Annotated in this window: 17 protein-coding genes; 8 read left to right on the top strand and 9 right to left on the bottom strand. The window is 64.9% G+C overall.

Annotated features, from left to right (window positions below):
• Together B5D38_RS21560 and B5D38_RS21555 are read left to right on the top strand one after the other, a co-directional pair.
• On the top strand, positions 1-293 hold a 293-nt coding region (locus B5D38_RS21560), incomplete at its 5' end, for a transposase (protein ID WP_131829991.1).
• 429 nt (positions 294-722) lie between these two features.
• Positions 723-1526, top strand: a complete 804-nt coding sequence (locus tag B5D38_RS21555; protein ID WP_078710502.1) for a MipA/OmpV family protein — start codon at positions 723-725, stop codon at positions 1524-1526.
• 53 nt (positions 1527-1579) lie between these two features.
• On the opposite strand, the gene B5D38_RS21550 is transcribed toward B5D38_RS21555, so the two are convergent.
• The 3 genes from B5D38_RS21550 to B5D38_RS21540 all read right to left on the bottom strand — a co-directional run bounded on the left by B5D38_RS21550 (position 1580) and on the right by B5D38_RS21540 (position 3463).
• Positions 1580-2092: a GNAT family N-acetyltransferase gene (locus B5D38_RS21550; RefSeq protein ID WP_207553015.1), complete on the bottom strand. Its 513-nt coding sequence runs from the start codon at positions 2090-2092 to the stop codon at positions 1580-1582.
• Positions 2093-2202: 110 nt separating this feature from the next.
• Positions 2203-2583, bottom strand: a complete 381-nt coding sequence (locus B5D38_RS21545; protein ID WP_116002901.1) for a VOC family protein — start codon at positions 2581-2583, stop codon at positions 2203-2205.
• A gap of 70 nt (positions 2584-2653) precedes the next feature.
• A complete protein-coding gene (locus B5D38_RS21540) occupies positions 2654-3463 on the bottom strand; it encodes an SDR family NAD(P)-dependent oxidoreductase (protein ID WP_078710500.1) in 810 nt (269 codons plus the stop codon).
• A 49-nt stretch (positions 3464-3512) separates the two neighbouring features.
• Between B5D38_RS21540 and B5D38_RS21535 the strand changes: the two genes are divergently transcribed.
• The 3 genes from B5D38_RS21535 to B5D38_RS21525 all read left to right on the top strand — a co-directional run bounded on the left by B5D38_RS21535 (position 3513) and on the right by B5D38_RS21525 (position 5991).
• Positions 3513-3887 carry a winged helix-turn-helix transcriptional regulator gene (locus B5D38_RS21535; protein WP_078710499.1) on the top strand — a complete coding sequence of 125 codons (375 nt, stop codon included), beginning with the start codon at positions 3513-3515 and terminating at the stop codon, positions 3885-3887.
• Positions 3888-4248: 361 nt separating this feature from the next.
• Entirely contained in the window at positions 4249-5409 is a 1161-nt protein-coding gene (locus tag B5D38_RS21530; RefSeq protein ID WP_078710498.1) for a helix-turn-helix transcriptional regulator, read from the top strand.
• A 246-nt stretch (positions 5410-5655) separates the two neighbouring features.
• Positions 5656-5991: a hypothetical protein gene (locus B5D38_RS21525; protein ID WP_131829990.1), complete on the top strand. Its 336-nt coding sequence runs from the start codon at positions 5656-5658 to the stop codon at positions 5989-5991.
• 149 nt (positions 5992-6140) lie between these two features.
• Here the strand turns inward: B5D38_RS21525 and gcvP are convergent, their stop codons facing one another.
• The 6 genes from gcvP to B5D38_RS21495 all read right to left on the bottom strand — a co-directional run bounded on the left by gcvP (position 6141) and on the right by B5D38_RS21495 (position 13782).
• Positions 6141-8984, bottom strand: coding sequence for an aminomethyl-transferring glycine dehydrogenase (gene gcvP / locus B5D38_RS21520; protein ID WP_078710496.1), 2844 nt, complete (start codon positions 8982-8984; stop codon positions 6141-6143).
• A 14-nt stretch (positions 8985-8998) separates the two neighbouring features.
• Complete coding sequence (gene gcvH / locus B5D38_RS21515) at positions 8999-9361, bottom strand: glycine cleavage system protein GcvH (protein ID WP_078710495.1); 363 nt, start codon at positions 9359-9361, stop codon at positions 8999-9001.
• 94 nt (positions 9362-9455) lie between these two features.
• Positions 9456-10598, bottom strand: coding sequence for a glycine cleavage system aminomethyltransferase GcvT (gene gcvT / locus B5D38_RS21510; protein WP_078710492.1), 1143 nt, complete (start codon positions 10596-10598; stop codon positions 9456-9458).
• Between the two features lie 209 nt (positions 10599-10807).
• Positions 10808-11887, bottom strand: coding sequence for a siderophore-interacting protein (locus tag B5D38_RS21505; RefSeq protein ID WP_078710490.1), 1080 nt, complete (start codon positions 11885-11887; stop codon positions 10808-10810).
• A gap of 198 nt (positions 11888-12085) precedes the next feature.
• Positions 12086-13288, bottom strand: coding sequence for an acyltransferase family protein (locus tag B5D38_RS21500; RefSeq protein ID WP_078710489.1), 1203 nt, complete (start codon positions 13286-13288; stop codon positions 12086-12088).
• Between the two features lie 110 nt (positions 13289-13398).
• Complete coding sequence (locus B5D38_RS21495; RefSeq protein WP_078710488.1) at positions 13399-13782, bottom strand: winged helix-turn-helix transcriptional regulator; 384 nt, start codon at positions 13780-13782, stop codon at positions 13399-13401.
• Positions 13783-13868: 86 nt separating this feature from the next.
• On the opposite strand from B5D38_RS21495, the gene B5D38_RS21490 reads away from it, so the two are divergent.
• The 3 genes from B5D38_RS21490 to B5D38_RS21480 all read left to right on the top strand — a co-directional run bounded on the left by B5D38_RS21490 (position 13869) and on the right by B5D38_RS21480 (position 16532).
• Positions 13869-14603, top strand: a complete 735-nt coding sequence (locus B5D38_RS21490; RefSeq protein ID WP_078710487.1) for an SDR family NAD(P)-dependent oxidoreductase — start codon at positions 13869-13871, stop codon at positions 14601-14603.
• Positions 14604-14791: 188 nt separating this feature from the next.
• Positions 14792-15112, top strand: a complete 321-nt coding sequence (locus B5D38_RS21485) for a DMT family transporter (protein ID WP_078710486.1) — start codon at positions 14792-14794, stop codon at positions 15110-15112.
• Between the two features lie 112 nt (positions 15113-15224).
• Positions 15225-16532, top strand: coding sequence for an O-antigen ligase family protein (locus tag B5D38_RS21480; RefSeq protein ID WP_078710485.1), 1308 nt, complete (start codon positions 15225-15227; stop codon positions 16530-16532).
• The last annotated feature ends 99 nt before the right edge of the window (positions 16533-16631 follow it).

Raw genomic sequence — 16631 nt, 5'->3', positions numbered from 1 at the left:
TGCCGACGCTGAAGCCCGGCGATATCGTCATCATGGACAATCTCGGCAGCCACAAGGGCAAGGCGGTGCGCCGGGCGATCCGCGCCGCCGGCGCCAAGCTCTTGTTCCTGCCCAAATACTCCCCCGACCTCAATCCCATCGAGCAGCTCTTCGCCAAGCTGAAGCACCTGCTGCGCAAAGCCGGCCAGCGCACCAGAGACGCCGTCTGCTCCGCCATCGGCCAGATCCTCTCCACCATCTCCGCCGACGAATGCAGCAACTACCTCGTCAACTCAGGATATGGACGATCCTAATCTCATCCCGCTCTAGCACGTTTCTCAAAGGCGCCAGGCATTCGAAATCGTGCGCAGAAACAGGAACCGCAGCGACGAAGCACCAACCCCGCCGCCGTCGCTATAGGGTTCATGTGCCTCAGGCCCCCGTGATCCTCGCGCGATAGCGCGGGGATCCATGCCTCGGCGCTGATACGCCGATCCGTTGACGAACCGGCAATTCGCGCCAACGCGGCATGAATTCCGGCATTCGGCCGGGGACGACGAAGGCAAAGTCGGCACAATCCTGATGGCCAAGATTTGTGGCCATCCCGCAACGCGCCCGACAAGAAGCGGCAGCTCACATCTCAAACGCGTTTTAGTAAAAGCATCGGCAATATCTCTCTGTTAGGCATGACGGCGAGTTGACGACCCATCGTCGTATGTCGCATCGAATGGAGAGAAGTCGGAATGATCACGCGCACCACCATCTCGGCCTGCGTCTTGACCCTCCTCCTTGCGAGCGCGGCCCATGCCGCCGATATTGAGGAGACGACGGCTGTCAGCGACTATGGCGACAGCGATCTGGTCATCGACCTTGGTGTTGCGGGCGTGGCTTCGCCCGAATACATGGGGTCGGATAGCTACAGCATCACCCCTCTTCCCACCGTCAGCGTCGAATACCTGAACATTCCCGGAATCGGCTCCTTCGGCGGCAAGGACGGCCTCGGCTTCTCCATCGGCCCCTCCTTTGGCTATACCGGCAAGCGCGATGCCAGCGACCACCGCGCATTGAACGGCCTTGATGACGTCGACGCGACCTACGAGGCCGGAATCAAGCTCGGCTACGAGTGGAACGCGGCGGAGGTCTATGGCGCGGCGCGCTATGCCTTCGGCGGCGCCGAGGGCTTTGTCGGCGAGGTCGGCGCCAATGCCATCCTCCGGCCGACGCCGACGCTCGAACTGAAGGCTGGGCCGATCGCCCGCTTCGCCTCCGCCGATTACGTCGACAGCTATTTCGGCGTCAGCGCCGCCGAGTCCGCGGCAAGCGGCGGCCGGCTTTCCGCCTATGATGCCGGCGGCGGCTTCACGAGCGCCGGCGTCGCGGCTTCAGCGCGCTATGAGGTCGTCTCAGACTGGTTCGTCAACGCCGACGCGTCCTACGAGAAGATCGTCGGCGACGCCGCAGATTCGCCCATAGTGGCGGCGGGAGACGAGAACCAGTTCAGCTTCAAGCTGGGCGTGTCGCACCGCTTCCGGCTGGATCTCTTCTGATCGCCAGCAGGCAGTCATCAAAAAAGCACTGCCTGCTGACGAGACCGTCCGTCTCAGCGCGACGACCAGATCATCGCGCACCGCTCATCGCGCGGCAGGCCGGCATCGGCCTCCGCCGACAGAATGCGCAACAGCGGCGATGACAGCTCGTCTTCGTTCAAGGTCCTGAATCCCAGGGAGCGATAGAACGGCTCGTTCCACGGAACGACCCGGAAGGTCGTGAGCGTCACGGCGGCATATTCATGATCGCTCGCCCAGCGCTGCACGGCTTCCACCAGCGCCCGCCCTATTCCCATCCGCTGGCAATCCTGCCGAACCGACAGCTCCAGAACTTGCAGCCTGTCGCCCATCCTCTCAGCGTTGATGAAGCCGACCGGCTCATCGGACGGATTGGCGGCAACCCAGGATGTGCCCGCCGCGATCAGCTGGAGATGCCGCTCGACGGACTGACCGTCGCCCTCGGCGATCCATCCGAGATGAGGGATCTGGCGGAAGGCCGCGCCCGCCGATCGCTCGATTCCAGGCAATGCCTCAGCGTCGGCAACAATCGTTTTCCGGATGGTCAACATCGCCCCGTGATACCGGCTGGGTGACAGGCGTGCAATTGAAGGGGAGCGCGCTTTCCCGCCGGAATTGGGGCGATCCGCGACCGATGGCACCTTGTCGCGAGCTGGCATTACGACGGCGCGTGAAACACCGCCTCGATATTGTTGCCATCGGGATCGATGACAAAGGCCGCGTAGTAGCCGGCATGGTACTTGGGCCGGAAGCCCGGCGCACCGTTGTCCGATCCGCCAGCCGCCAATCCAGCGGCATGAAAGGCATCGACTTGCTCCTGGCTCGCCGCCGCAAACGCGATGTGGCCGGGGTTGCTCACAGCCCCTTTGCCGGCAATGAAGAAGGCGACCTTTTCCCGCCCGAAGCCTGCCACAGAGACTTCCTCCCTTGAGGCAACGAACCGCTGCTCGATGCCCAGCGGGACAAGCGCTGCCTGGTAGAATGCCCGCGAAGCCTCAAAGTCCCGGACAGTGAGACTGATGTGATCGAAAATACTCAAGCTCCTGATCCTTCATGACGGCTTGGGCAACAGGTCCGCGACACGATCGACAACGCGGTGCGAATTTCGCCTAGACGGTCGGCAGCATTCCGCCGTCCAGCCTGAGATTGGCGCCGGTGATGTACCCGGCGCGAGGGCTGACGAGAAAGGCAACCGCATCAGCAATTTCGTCGAGGGTTCCGACGCGTCCAAGAGGAACCTGGGCAAACTGGGGCAGCACCGCCTCTTCGACGACCTTCCAGGGAACGCCCTCGGCAAGTCCCTGCTTGCTGGCCGCCGACCGGAACGCGGTATCGAGGGCGGCGCTGTGGATGGTGCCCGGGGATACGGTATTGACCGTCACGCCGTCTCTGGCCACCGCCTTTGCCATGGATGCGGTCATGGCGATCATCGCGGCCTTGGCGGCGGAGTAGTCGGGCCTGTCTGGCGGCGGCATCATGGCAGCCAGGCTCGAGATGTTGATCACTCGGCCCCACTTTGCCTGCCGCATTGCAGGGAGAAGCAAGCTCGTGACGCGGACGGCCGCCAGGACATTGCGGTCGTAAACGGATTTCCAGGTTTGCGGGCTGGTGTTGGACCAGTCCTCGGACGGCCCGGAGCCGCCGGCATTGTTGACGAGAATGTCGATCCGGCCGGCCAGAGCCTGGGCCTCAGAGGCGAGCGCCCGCACCTCCTCATCGATCGTCAGATCGCCCACGACGACATGGGCGCGCCCGCCGGCCTCGACGATATCCTGGGCGACCCTGTCGGCCTGCGCCCTGTTGCGCCCGTGAACGACCACGGTCGCCTTTTCGCGAGCCAAGCCCTTGGCGATCCCTTCGCCAATGCCTTTGCTGCTGCCGGTGACGAGCGCGACTTTACCCTTAAGTTCCAAATCCATAAGCCGTGACCTAACTTGAAGCCGTTAGGCCGCAGAGTTGGACGGGACGATGCTCGAAACAAGTACGCACAATAAAGTGCCCATGGATGCGCAGGCGCGGACAGCGTGCATCGGCCCCGACGGTTCAGCGGCCCATGTCGCCAGAATGATCGCCATGATCAGCGGGCGCTGGAAGCTGCCGATCCTCTTTCGCCTTTTTGCCGAACCGTCGATGCGGACGCTGCAACTCAAGCGCGACATACCGGGCGTGTCGCAGAAGATGCTGACACAGCATCTGCGTGAGCTCGAGGACGATCGCCTGATCGTTCGGACCGACCACGACGAGCAGCCGCCCCGCGTCGAGTATAGTCTCAGCGAGGGCGGACGGAAGCTGATGCCCGTGCTGATGGCGGCGCGCCTGTTCTCGGAACAGCATCGTCCGTGAATCTGCCGAGGACCGGCCTTGTATGATCGCCCGAGGCCCCAAAGAAAGGGCGCAATCCGCAAAGACTGCCCCTTCGCCGATCCAGTTGGTGATCCGGCGGCTTTCTGGACGTCTCAGTCCTCGGCGGCTTCCACCGGCGGGCAGGAGCAGATGAGGTGGCGGTCGCCGCACACGCTATCCACACGCTCGAGCTGCGGCTCGATCATTGGCGCCTCGTCTACGCGGCAGGTCATTAGCGGGATGTCGAGACGGCAGGACGTCACGTTTTGCGACTGACGACGCAACCCGGCCTTGAGGCGCCGCCTTTATCGAGCCATCTAGAATTGTTGCAGTGGTCCGGCAGCAACTTTCAGAGGCCCCCATGCGGTCCACATTGTCGCAGGAGAACCTCTCCAATCTGATCGGCGTCATCTATGATTGCGCGCTCGATCCCGCGCGATGGGAAACCGCCCTGATGGCCGTTTCCGAAGTCATCGAAAGCGACTTCATTTCGCTGACGCTGAACGACATGCGCGAAGGCCGATATCTCATCAACAAGTCCGTAGGCTGGGAGCCGGATTACATCAAAATCAAGCGCGACCACGTCGCCGAGATCAACGCACGGCTGAAGGAGTGGCTCGCCGAAGCGTCCTCTCTCGACCGTCCTTTCGTGGCGTCGCGAAATCTCTCCGCGGATTATCTGGCCGCCTCCCCCTATGTGCGCGAATGCCTGGCCCCACAGAACATCGTCGATATCGTCCATTTTTTCCTGATGAGCACCCCTGCTCATCTCTCCGAGATTGGCATTGCCCGACACGCACGGCAGGGGTTGATCGACGAACGGGTGCTGGAAACGGGCCGCCTTCTCCTGCCCCATCTGCGGCGCGCCGTGACAATCAGCAACGTTCTGGATGTGCAAACCATCGAGCGCGATCGGTTCGAGACCGTGCTGAACGCGCTGCATTGTGCGGTCCTGCTCGTGGACGAGCGAGGCATGATTCTCCATTCCAATCGCGCGGGAGAGGAGCTGATGCGGGATCGCGGTCCGGTAACATCCCAGCACGGCCTGCTGCGCGCAAACTCGCTCGCCGCCACCAAGGAGCTCATCTCCGCAGTCGGCGAAGCGGTCAAGGACGAGGCAGCCATCGGAGAGCTGGGATTGGCCGTGGCTCTTCACCGCCCCAGCGAGCCGCCTGTCTATGCTCATGTCCTGCCGATTTCGGGCGGCAGCCTTAGGGCCGAGCTTCGGACGAACGCCACGGCAGCGATCTTCATCGGTCAAAGCCATGACCCAAAGAAGGAAGCGCAAACGCTCGCTTCCAGCTTTGGACTGACAGCGGCCGAAACCCGGGTGCTGGAAGAGGTTCTGCAGGGTCGCGGGCTGCCGGAAGCCGCGGCCGCGCTGGGCATCGCGCCAACGACTGCCAAGACGCATCTCGGCAATATCTTTGCCAAAACTGGCGTCTCGCGCCAAGCCGAATTGGTGCGATTGGCGACGCGCGCCAGTTCGCCTGCCCGAACGAATTCGGCATCCCCCAAATAGTCTGACCTAGACCGGCAGCCACCGGATACCTCTCCTCCAATTGGGGGATGACCATTCTCGCGGCCACGTCGATCCTGGCCCGTCTGGCATGGCTGTCGGCCGGCACCAGAAACGAAGCTGCTTCTGGCTCGCTTCCGCCGCCTCCAGCCCTCGATTGCTGCCCTGACGATCCTGTCGCGGAGGATACGAGATGAACCACCAAAGGAGTTCCGACGCTGCGCCCGGCGAATGGAAAGGGCGGGAGCGATGACCAATGTCGAAATGGCCGCCTTCGCTTTCGCCACTCTGAATGGCCTGCGCCTACTCGGCTATGTTCCGCAGTGGGTCGCTATACGGCGCGATAGCGGGCGCGCCGAGTCCATATCGATCTCGGCATGGACACTGTGGGCAGCCTCCCACGCCTCAACGGCGGTCTATGCGCACTCCACGGGCGACCGTCTCGTGACAATCGTCATGACGATCAATGCCTTGGCATGCGCCTCGGTGGTCGCGCTGACGCTTGTCAAGCGCCACTCGATGCCGCTGCGAAGCAGAATGCAGCCAGCGTCACTGGCTGCGATCCCTGAAGGGGAGCGCGGATAGGCGATTTCCAGCGCAACGCCGACTCAGTCTTCACAGAGCGTTGCCCCGATTCCTTACAAGAGCGGCGGCTACAACCGCCGCTCCGAGCCGTCCTCAAGAAGGCCGCGAGAAAGGCAGCCTGCTGTCGGCCCGGCGGCCTCTCAAGCCTCTCAGTCCTCGTAGGCTTCCATCGGCGGGCAGGAGCAGATGAGGTGGCGATCGCCATAGACGTTGTCGACGCGATTGACCGGCGGCCAATACTTGTCGACGCGGAAGGCGCCCGGCGGGAAGCAGCCCTGCTCGCGCGAATAGGGCCGATCCCACGCGCCCACCAGATCCTCGACCGTGTGGGGCGCGTTCTTCAGCGGATTGTTGGCCGCATCCATTTCACCCTGTTCAATAGCCCGCGCCTCCTCGCGAATGGCCAGCATGGCGTCGCAGAATCGGTCGAGCTCGGCCTTGGTCTCGCTCTCCGTCGGCTCGATCATCAGCGTCCCGGCGACGGGGAAGCTCATGGTCGGGGCGTGGAAGCCGCAGTCGATCAAGCGCTTGGCGACGTCGTCCACCGTGACGCCGGCGCTTTCCTGGACGAGGCGCGTGTCGACGATGCACTCATGGGCAACGCGTCCGCTGGCCGACTTATAGAGAACCGGGAACGCGTCCTTGAGGCGGCTGGCGATGTAGTTGGCGTTGAGGATCGCCACCTTGGTCGCCTGGGTGAGGCCCGCGCCGCCCATCATCAGGCAGTAGCTCCACGAGATCGGCAGGATCGACGGCGAGCCAAAGGGCGCCGCCGAAACCGGCCCCTCGGCGCCCCCCGTCGCGGGATGCCCCGGCAGATAGGCCGCCAGATGCGACTTCACCGCGATCGGTCCCATGCCGGGGCCGCCGCCACCGTGCGGAATGCAGAAGGTCTTGTGAAGGTTCAGGTGGCTGACGTCGGCGCCGATGTCGCCCGGCCGCGCGAGGCCCACCAGCGCGTTGAGGTTCGCGCCGTCGAGATAGACCTGCCCGCCATGCTCGTGGGTGATCGCACAGATCTCGGCGACCCGACGCTCGAAGACGCCGTGGGTCGAGGGATAGGTGATCATGCAGGCGGCGAGGTTTTCCGAGTGCTGTTCGGCCTTGACGCGGAAATCGTCGACATCGACGTCGCCGTTCTCCGCGGTTTTCACCGGCACCACCTTCATGCCCGCCATTTGGGCCGAGGCGGGATTGGTGCCGTGGGCCGAGGTCGGAATGAGGCAGACATTGCGGTGGTGATCGCCCCGCGCCCGGTGGTAAGCGCGGATGGTGAGCAGGCCGGCATATTCGCCCTGCGCGCCCGAATTCGACTGCATCGAGACCGCGTCATAGCCGGTGATCTGGCAGAGCTTGGCCGAAAGATCGTCGATGAGATGCTTGTAGCCCTCGGCCTGATCGGCCGGCGCGAAGGGATGAAGCTCGGCGAATTCCGGCCAGGTGATGGGCAGCATCTCCACCGTGGCATTGAGCTTCATGGTGCAGGAGCCGAGCGGGATCATCGCCCGGTCGAGCGCGAGGTCGCGATCCGAGAGCCGGCGGATATAGCGCGTCATCTCGCTTTCCGCCCTGTTCATGTGGAACACCGGGTGGGTCATGTAGTCCGTCTGGCGCAGCGCCTCGTCCGGCAGGCGCCAGCCCTTGCCGAAGTCGGCGATCTTGAAGTCGCCGCCGAAGGCACGCCACACCGCCTCGATCACCCACGGGCGGGTGCGCTCATCGAGGCTGATGGCGAGCTTGGTCTCGCCGACCGGACGAAGATTGATGCCGGCAGCAACCGCCGCATCGAGAATGACCCGCTGGAAGCGGCCGACATCGACGGTGATGGTGTCGAAGAAGCGCTCCGTCTCGACAGTATAGCCGAGCTTTTCCAGCCCCTCGGCCAGCATCACGGCGCGCCCATGGATCTGCTGGGCGATCGCCTTGATGCCCACCGGGCCGTGGAAGACACCGTACATGGAGGCCATGACGGCGAGCAGCACCTGGGCGGTGCAGATATTGGAGGTCGCCTTCTCGCGGCGGATGTGCTGCTCGCGCGTCTGAAGCGCGAGGCGGTAGGCGCGGTTTCCGCGCGCATCCACCGAGACGCCGACGAGGCGGCCCGGCATGGCGCGCTTGTGGGCGTCCTTGACCGCCATATAGGCCGCGTGCGGACCGCCATAGCCCATCGGCACGCCGAAGCGCTGGGTCGAGCCGACGGCAATGTCGGCGCCCATCTCGCCCGGCGTCTTCAGGAGCGCCAGCGCCAGGGGATCAGCGGCGAGAACCGCCGCGGCGCCCGCCGCGTGCAGCGCCTCGATCACCCCGGAGAAATCATGCACATGGCCATAGGTGCCGGGATACTGGAAGATCGCCCCGAACACCTCCTCGGCCTTGAGGTCGGCGAAGGGATCGCCGACGACCACCGAGAAGCCCATGGGCTCGGCGCGGGTCTTGATGACGGCGATGGTCTGCGGGTGGCAGTTTTCGTCGACGAAGAAGGTGTCGCGCTTCACCTTGACGATGCGGTGGGTCATTGCCATCGCCTCGGCCGCCGCCGTCGCCTCGTCGAGCAGCGAGGCGTTGGCGACATCGAGACCGGTGAGGTCCGCGATCATCGTCTGGAAGTTGAGAAGCGCCTCGAGGCGCCCCTGGCTGATCTCCGGCTGGTACGGCGTATAGGCCGTGTACCAAGCCGGATTTTCCAGGATGTTGCGCTGGATGACCGGCGGCGTGATGGTGCCGTAATAGCCCTGTCCGATGAGGGAGACGAGGTTCTTGTTCCGGTTCGCCGTCTCGCGCAGGGCGTCCAGCGCCTGACGCTCGGTGAGCGCCGGGCCCCAGTCGAGCGGCGCGCCCTGACGGATCGAGGGCGGCACCGTCTCGTCGATCAACGCATCGAGGCTCGGCGCGCCGATCACCGCCAGCATCTCGTCCATTTCCTTCGGCGACGGCCCGATATGACGCCGGTTGGCGAAGTCATACGGGTCGTAATCGGTGAACTCGAACCCCATCGACGATATTCCCCTCAGCCCACGAGTGCCTGATACGCGTCCTCGTCGAGCAGATCGGCGAGAGCTGCCGGATCGGCGAGCTTCATCTTGAAGAACCAGCCCGCGCCCATGGGGTCGTCATTGACCAGGGCCGGATTGTCGGCGATCGCCTGATTGACCTCGGTCACCTCGCCGGCCAGCGGCGCGTAGACCTCGGAGGCCGCCTTGACGCTTTCCACGACAGCCGCCTCGTCGCCCTTTTCGACGGCTTTGCCGACGTCCGGCAATTCCACGAAGACGAGATCGCCAAGCTGGACCGTCGCGTGGGTGGTGATGCCGACGGTGGCGATGTCGCCCTCGACCTTCAGCCACTCATGCTCTTCAGTGAATTTCAGCATGCTGGACCTTTCCGCAAAAACACGAGACTCGCTCCATGTCGCTCTATCGGAAAAGGCACGGCCGATAAAGCGAACCCGCTGTCTATCGATGGGCTCAGGCGCGTTTGTAGCGCGGCATCACGAAGGGCAGCGTCGCCACCATCACCGGATGGCGTTTGCCGCGCACCTCGGCAAAGAGCGGCGTTCCGGCTCCGCTCATCCCGGCGGGAACATAGCCCATCGCGACCGGCGCCTCGACCGAGGGGCCGAAGCCGCCCGAGGTGACGACGCCGATGGGCTCGCCGCCCTCTTCATGGGCGTAAAGCGCCGCGCCCGCCCTCACCGGCGTCTTGGTCTGCGGACGCAGGCCGACGCGGCGGCGGTCCGCGCCATTGTGAAGCTGCTCAAGGATGACGCTCGCGCCCGGGAAGCCGCCCTCGCGCGCGCCACCCTTCTTGCGCGCCTTCTGCATGGCCCATTCGAGCGCGGCCTCGACTGGCGTCGTCGTCTGGTCGATGTCGCTGCCATAAAGGCAGAGCCCCGCCTCGAGTCGCAGCGAATCGCGGGCGCCAAGGCCGATCGGCTGAACGCTCTCGTCCTGAAGCAGCATCTCGGCAAGAGCGGCGGCCTTGCCGGCGGGCACGGAAATCTCAAAGCCATCCTCGCCGGTATAGCCCGAGCGCGAGACGATCGCCTCCGCACCCAGGATATCGAACGAGGCAACATCCATGAAGCGCATCGCGACAACGCCCGGCGCGACCTTTTCGAGCGCGGCCTCGGCGCCGGGGCCCTGCAGCGCCAGGAGCGCGCGGTCTTCGAGCGGCGTCACCTCGCAAGTCTCGGAGAGATGCGTGGAAAGATGGGCGAAGTCGGCTTCCTTGCATGCCGCGTTGACGACCAGGAAGAGGTGATCGCCGCGATTGGTGATCATCAGATCGTCCAAAAGGCCGCCGTCCTCGTTGGTGAACAGGCCGTAGCGTTGCCGCCCCGCCTTGAGCCCCGCAACGTCGACGGGCACAAGAGCCTCCAGCGCCAGAGCGGCGTCGCGCACGTCGCCGGACTTCGGCCGGATCGTCACCTGTCCCATATGGGAGACGTCGAAGAGTCCCGCCTTTTCGCGCGTATGGAGATGTTCCTTCAGGACGCCCGCCGGATATTGCACCGGCATGGCATAGCCGGCGAAGGGCACCATCCGCGCCCCCAGCTTCTCATGGAGGTCAAAGAGGGGTGTCTTCTTGAGGTCGGAAAGGTCAGCCACGCGAAGATCCAGTCTTGCTTGAACGGGTCCATGCGCAGCGAGCGGCCGCACGAGCGCGCCGGGGCCGCGGGGCCGCGCCTTTCAGCCCCTGTCGCGCCGTGGCGAGCCGGAGTCAATGGCCGAGCGGTCTCGCTCTGGTGAAAAGTGCCGACGTGTCCGGCGTTTGGGACGGCCGTGGAGCGGGCGAAAATCGGCGATGGCGCGCGGCGTCAGCCTTCGTCCCCTTCCGCTTCGCCCTGCCCCTTGCGCCAATAGGCCATCGCGAGGTGCTGCTCACGGGTGAGGCCACGCTCCTTGCGCAGATGGGCGCGGATCGACTTGAAGCCGTCGAACTCGCAGGCCGTCCACACGAAGCAGGAGCCGCCGTCCTCCGGCAACGCGATCTGGCGGATGGCTTCGGCCAGGACGCTTCCCGGCTCGGCGCCATCGCGATGCAGCCAGCGGATCTCGATCCCTGTTCGGTTGGCGATCGGCTGTTCCTCCTCGGGCCCCGCCACCTCGATCAGCGCGACGCCGCACTTACGCGCCGGAAACGATTCGAGGGTGCGCGCGATCGCCGGCAGCGCCGTCTCGTCGCCGCCGATCAGGTACCAGTCGCGGTCGTCGCGGATGGCGCCGCCGAACGGCGCGAAGAGGCCGATCCAGTCTCCCTCCTTGGCACGGAGGGCGAAATCCGCGCCGGGCCCCGGATCGTCATGCACCACGAAATCGATGTCGATTTCGCCGGTGGAAAGATCGCAACGCCGCACCGTATAGCGGCGAAGCGCCGGGCGGGGCTTGTCCTCCGCCCACGAGAGCAAACCGTCGCGCCCGATGGTCGGCCATACCAACTCACCGTCATTCGGAGGAATGATCAGGGCCAGTTGCAGGCTGCCATAGGCCTCGAAGAGGCCGAGATCGGCGCCGACGAAGGTGATCCGGCGCATATGCGGGGTGATGCCGCTAACGGCACGAACCTGGGCAGGCCGGAAGTTCGGCGGCGTGACGAGGTCGCTGCCATCCCCGATCCAGGTCACTTCCGGCGCCTGCGGCCTGGCGAAATGCTTGATATGACCGGCGAGCGCCATGCGCATGTAGTAGAGGCCTGAGAGGTCCGCGGATTCCGCGCCGAGTTCGATGCGGCCTTCTTCGGCCCTTAGCGTGCCCTTGCCGAAGGGGAACGTGACCACATGGGCCGCACCGTCCCGCTCGACCTGCGCCTCATGCTCGACAAGATGCTCGCAGACCGCCGCGATAAGCGGGTCCGGATCGGCAACCGGGACGGTGGCGGTGGCGAGAAGGCGATTCATCGAAACCCTCTTCTATCTGCCCCCAAGCCGGCGGCGCGCACCCGCGCCGGGCATGAAGGACCAAGAACTGACGACCCAATCCCCGGAACAAGCCCCCGAGATTGCCACCCGCGCGCCGTGAATCGGCGGCAGCGACAACCTTGTAATTAAAGTTGAGTATTAGAGCAAGGTTTTAGCAGTGGCGTGTCGTGGAGCACATCAGCCAGCCCGTGACGCGTTCGGCGCAGGGGAGATCGCCTCGACGGAGCGCGTGGCGGAGCCGCGCCGTCCGGGCCGCAGCCACGACTGGAACGGACGCTCGATGAAACGCCAGGTCAGCGCGCTCGCGACCAGTGTCGCCGCGACCAGCGCGATGAGAACGCCGTAGGTCAGGATAGGGCTACCGGCGAAGACCTTGGCGCCATCGTCGCGGAGGATCATCAGGTGCCAGCCGGTGCGCCCCTCCACCACCGTCGCGACGTTCACCATGCGCGAGATGATGAAGGCGTGGACCATGTAGATGGAATAGGAGGCGAGGCCGAGGAACTGGAAGACCCGCGTTTTCAGCAGTCGGCTCACCGCTCCCGCCTCGTGCGCGAAGCCATAGATGGCGAAGGTGAAGACGAAGGGCGCGGCAAGCGACAGGCGCGTGTGGCCGGAGGACGTTACGAAGGACACGACTGCGGCGAGAATGGCGACCTCAGCGAATGTCCAAAGATGGCGTGTGCCGGGCGCAGGCGGCGCGGCGACGCCTGCGGGAAAGGCAAGCCGGCGCAGAAGAACGCCGCAGGAAAAGCCGACGAGACAGCGCAGGCCGCCGAACGAAACCGTCGTGTCCATGTTCGGCACGGCGAGGAAGAGAACGACTATCGAAACAGCGAGCACGGCCGCGAAGGCGGCGACCATGCGCCGGCCGGCGACGAGCGTCAGCGCCGCGAAGACGAGATAGGCACCGAACTCGGCCGAGATGCTCCAGCTCGGATAGTTCCAGCCGAGCCCGTCGACCGTGCCGAAGGCGTGCAGGAGAAAGAGATTGGCGAAGAAGGCCGAAACCGAATTCGTCCCCTGGAAGGCCGCATCGGCCCCTCGACCGGCGAACAGTGCGAGCTCGTACGCCAGGAACAGCATGAGCATGAGGAAATGCAGCGGATAGACGCGGGCGAACCGCGCCTGGAGAAAGGCGATCGCCCCGCGCCCACTGCCGATTCTCCCCTGATACGCATGAGCGATCACGAAGCCGGAGAGGACGAAGAAGAAGTCGACGAAGAGGAAGCCGTGCCGCACGAAGGGCGTCGCCACCAGTGCGTTGGCCACCGGCGCGTGGAGGAACACGACCATCAGCGCCGAGATGCCCCGCCAGGCGTCGAGCACGGAAAAGCGCGACGCGTTCTTGTTCGAGAGGGCTGGGCGTTCGGCGGCCATCGCGCGTCCTTTCCCGGCGGCCGAGACAGCCGACACATGCCGACGATTACGCGAGGAACCTTACAATCCCGTTGTTGCCGATGGTGAAATGGTCAGGGCATCGCCGATGCCTACGAGGCTTTACCCTCGCACCAGGTCGCGCGCTCGGCGAAGATGCGGGCGACCTGGGCCATGTTCTGGCTGCCCCACAGGCAGAGCGGCTCGAGCGCCTCGGCGAGACTGCGGCCGAGCGGGGTCAGCGCGTAGTCCACGCGGGGCGGGATCTCCTGATAGTCGGTTCGCTTGATGACGTTGTCGGCCTCCAGCTCCTTCAACTGCTGGATCAGTACCTTGTCGCTCACGCCATGAACCGCGCGCTTCAACTGCCCGTAACGGATCGGGCCTTGCTGGAGCAGGAAATAGAGGATCAGCGGCTTCCACTTCCCAGCGATCAGGCGGAGCGTGACATCAAGGCCGCAGGTGAAACCGGGAACGGAGGAGACTGTCTCTGACATAATTGGGTACTTACCAAAAGGTGCATACTTTTCAATAGGTGGGTGCGCGTCCACCTATGTGCGACCTTGAAGCAAGGAGCACGGATATGAAGAGACTGGCAGGAAAGACCGCTGTCGTGACGGGCGGCGGCACCGGGATAGGTTTCGCGGCGGCACAGCGATTTATCGAGGAAGGGGCGTTCGTCTATATCTTCGGGCGCAGACAGGAGAGGCTCGACGAGGCGCTGCGCAAGCTTGGAGACAACGCCCGCGCGGTGGCCGGCTCGGTGACAAATCTGGCCGATCTCGACACTCTGTTCGAGACGGTGAAGAGCGAGCGCGGCGGCCTCGATATCCTGTTCGCCAATGCCGGAACGGGCGAACTGGTGGCTCTCGGCGACATCACGCCCGAGCAGTACCAGAGCACCTTCGATGTCAACGTCAGGGGCGTGCTCTTCACCGTCCAGAAGGGCCTGCCCCTGATGCGCGAAGGCGGCTCGATCGTCCTCACCGGCTCCACCACGGGCGTCATGGGCACGCCGAGCTTCAGCATCTACAGCGCCTCCAAGGCCGCGGTGCGCAACTTCGCGCGAAGCTGGGCGCAGGACCTTCGCGGCCGCGGCATCCGCGTCAACGTTCTCTCGCCCGGACCGACGCGCACCGAGCTGGCGCTGGATGCGGTCGGCGTCGAGAACATGGAAGCAATGGGGGCGACGACGCCCATTGGCCGACTTGGCGAGCCCGCCGAGGTGGCGGCGGTGGCGGCGTTCCTCGCTTCGCCCGACAGCAGCTTCATGACCGGAAGCGAGGTGTTCGCGGACGGCGGGCTCGCGCAGATCTAACGTTGCGAAGCGCGCGGGCTGTCATCGTCCCGCGCGCTTCCTCCAGATTCCGCGTGTCCCGGCGCAAGCCCTTGCGCTTCTCCGCCTTGATCCCTGCGGGGGGGTGATTAGATCAGGAGCGAGGCCACGTCCTCACCCTCCAGGGATCAGGTCCGGGACGGCCCGGCAGCTCGAAAACAGAGGCTGTCGTGGCTTGGTTCATGCTCGTCGTCGCAGGGATGCTCGAGGTCGTCTGGGCCTTTTCGATGAAGCAGTCGGAAGGCTTCACGCGCCTCTGGCCAAGCGTCGTCACCCTCGTCGCCATGCTGGCGAGCTTCGGCTTTCTTTCGGTCGCCATGCGGTCCCTCCCCTTGGGGACGGCCTATACCGTCTGGACCGGGATCGGCGCGATCGGCGCTTTCGCCGTCGGCATCGCCGTGCTCGGTGAGGCGGCGAGCCCGCTTCGCCTGCTGGCGGGTCTTCTCATCGTCGGCGGCCTCGTTCTCATGAAGCTCTCCAGTTCGGCCTGAGGCGCGCGACGGACGATCCGGCGCCTTCTCCCGCCGGCGGCGTCCTTGACCAAATCTTCAGCCTCACGGACGAAGATGGCCGGCGAAGACGACCGAGAGTCCCTGGCGCCGAATGTCCCTCTATCCCGCATATTCCGCCGAGCAGAGCGGTGTCGACCGGCTGGTTCACGCCGGCCGCACGGTTTTCGCGGCGCTGGTGCTGACCGGCCTCGTCATGACGTTCCAGCCCTTCGCCCAGGTCTCCACGGCGACGGAGGAAGCCGGCAACGTCATCAACCAGCTTGGCTATTCGTTGCTGGCGGCCTGCGCCATCCTCGGCCATCTCGTCTTCGCGGAGCGGCGCATCACCCTCACCTATCTCAGGCCAACCTGGCTCCTGATGGTGCTCTGGTTTCTGATCTCCTCCCGCCACTCCATCGTCGGCGAGCAGGCGGTCCGCGCCGCGCTCTTCCTCTTCGCGGCCATGACGGCGGTCACGGGCGCCCTTGCCCTGCCGCCAGACGGCAGGAGCTTTCGCAACGCCCTCGCCTTCGCCGCGCTCGCCGTGCTGGCGCTCTCCTATTTCGGCGTCATCGCCCTTCCAGAGGCGGCGATCCACCAGGGCTGGGAGGAGGAAAGCCAACACGCCGGCCTGTGGCGCGGCATCTACAGCCACAAGAACGTGACCGGCCCGATCATGGCGGCCTTCGTCTTCGTCGGGCTTTATCTCTTCCGCTCGCGCCAGCGCGCGCTCGGAACCGTCATCGCCATTCTCGCCGGCTTCTTTGTCTTCAAGACGGGCTCGAAGACGACGCTGGCCCTGATGCCGGCGGTCGCCATTCTCGTGCTTTCCACTCGCGCGTTCGGCAGCCGCTATCTGCCGACCATCGCAATCAGCTTCGTGCTCATCATCATGGCCCTGTTCACGCTCGGCACAGTGGTGAGTCCCGCCCTTGACGCCGTGGTGCAATACGTCGCGCCGGGAACCGACTTCACTGGCCGCATGGATATCTGGCGCTTTGCCCTAGAGGTGCTGAAGCCGCGCCAGTGGATCGGCTTCGGCTATGAATCCTTCTGGGGCACGGATTGGCTGGACCGTCTGGAGGCAACGAGCGAACTCACCTGGGACCCCACCGGCGCGGCCAACGGCCATGATGGCTATCTCGACATCGCCATCGCCATCGGCTGGCCTGGCCTTGCCGCCGCCCTCGTGATGCTGGTCGTTCAGCCGTTTCTCGACTTCGCCCGCTGCATCGACACCGAGGAGAACCGGCGCGCCGCCGATTTCTTCCTGATGGTGCTGGCCTTCATGCTGTTCAACGCCTTCATGGAGAGCTTCTTCTTCGCGCGCGGCAATCCGATCTGGATGCTGACGTTCCTCGCTATCGCGGGGCTGCGCCTCACCGCCCGCCACAGGATCGCCGAGGCGGCGGAGCCCTGAACGGCTCCTAGAGCGGGATGAGATTAGGATCGTCCATATCCTGAGTTGACGAGGTAGTTGCTGCATTCGTCGGCGGAGATGGTGGAGAGGATCTGGCCG

Source organism: Consotaella salsifontis (assembly GCF_900167365.1).
GTDB lineage: Bacteria > Pseudomonadota > Alphaproteobacteria > Rhizobiales > Rhizobiaceae > Consotaella > Consotaella salsifontis.
Note: the sequence above shows the minus strand (reverse complement) of the source record. Positions and strands in the feature narration are given on the sequence as shown.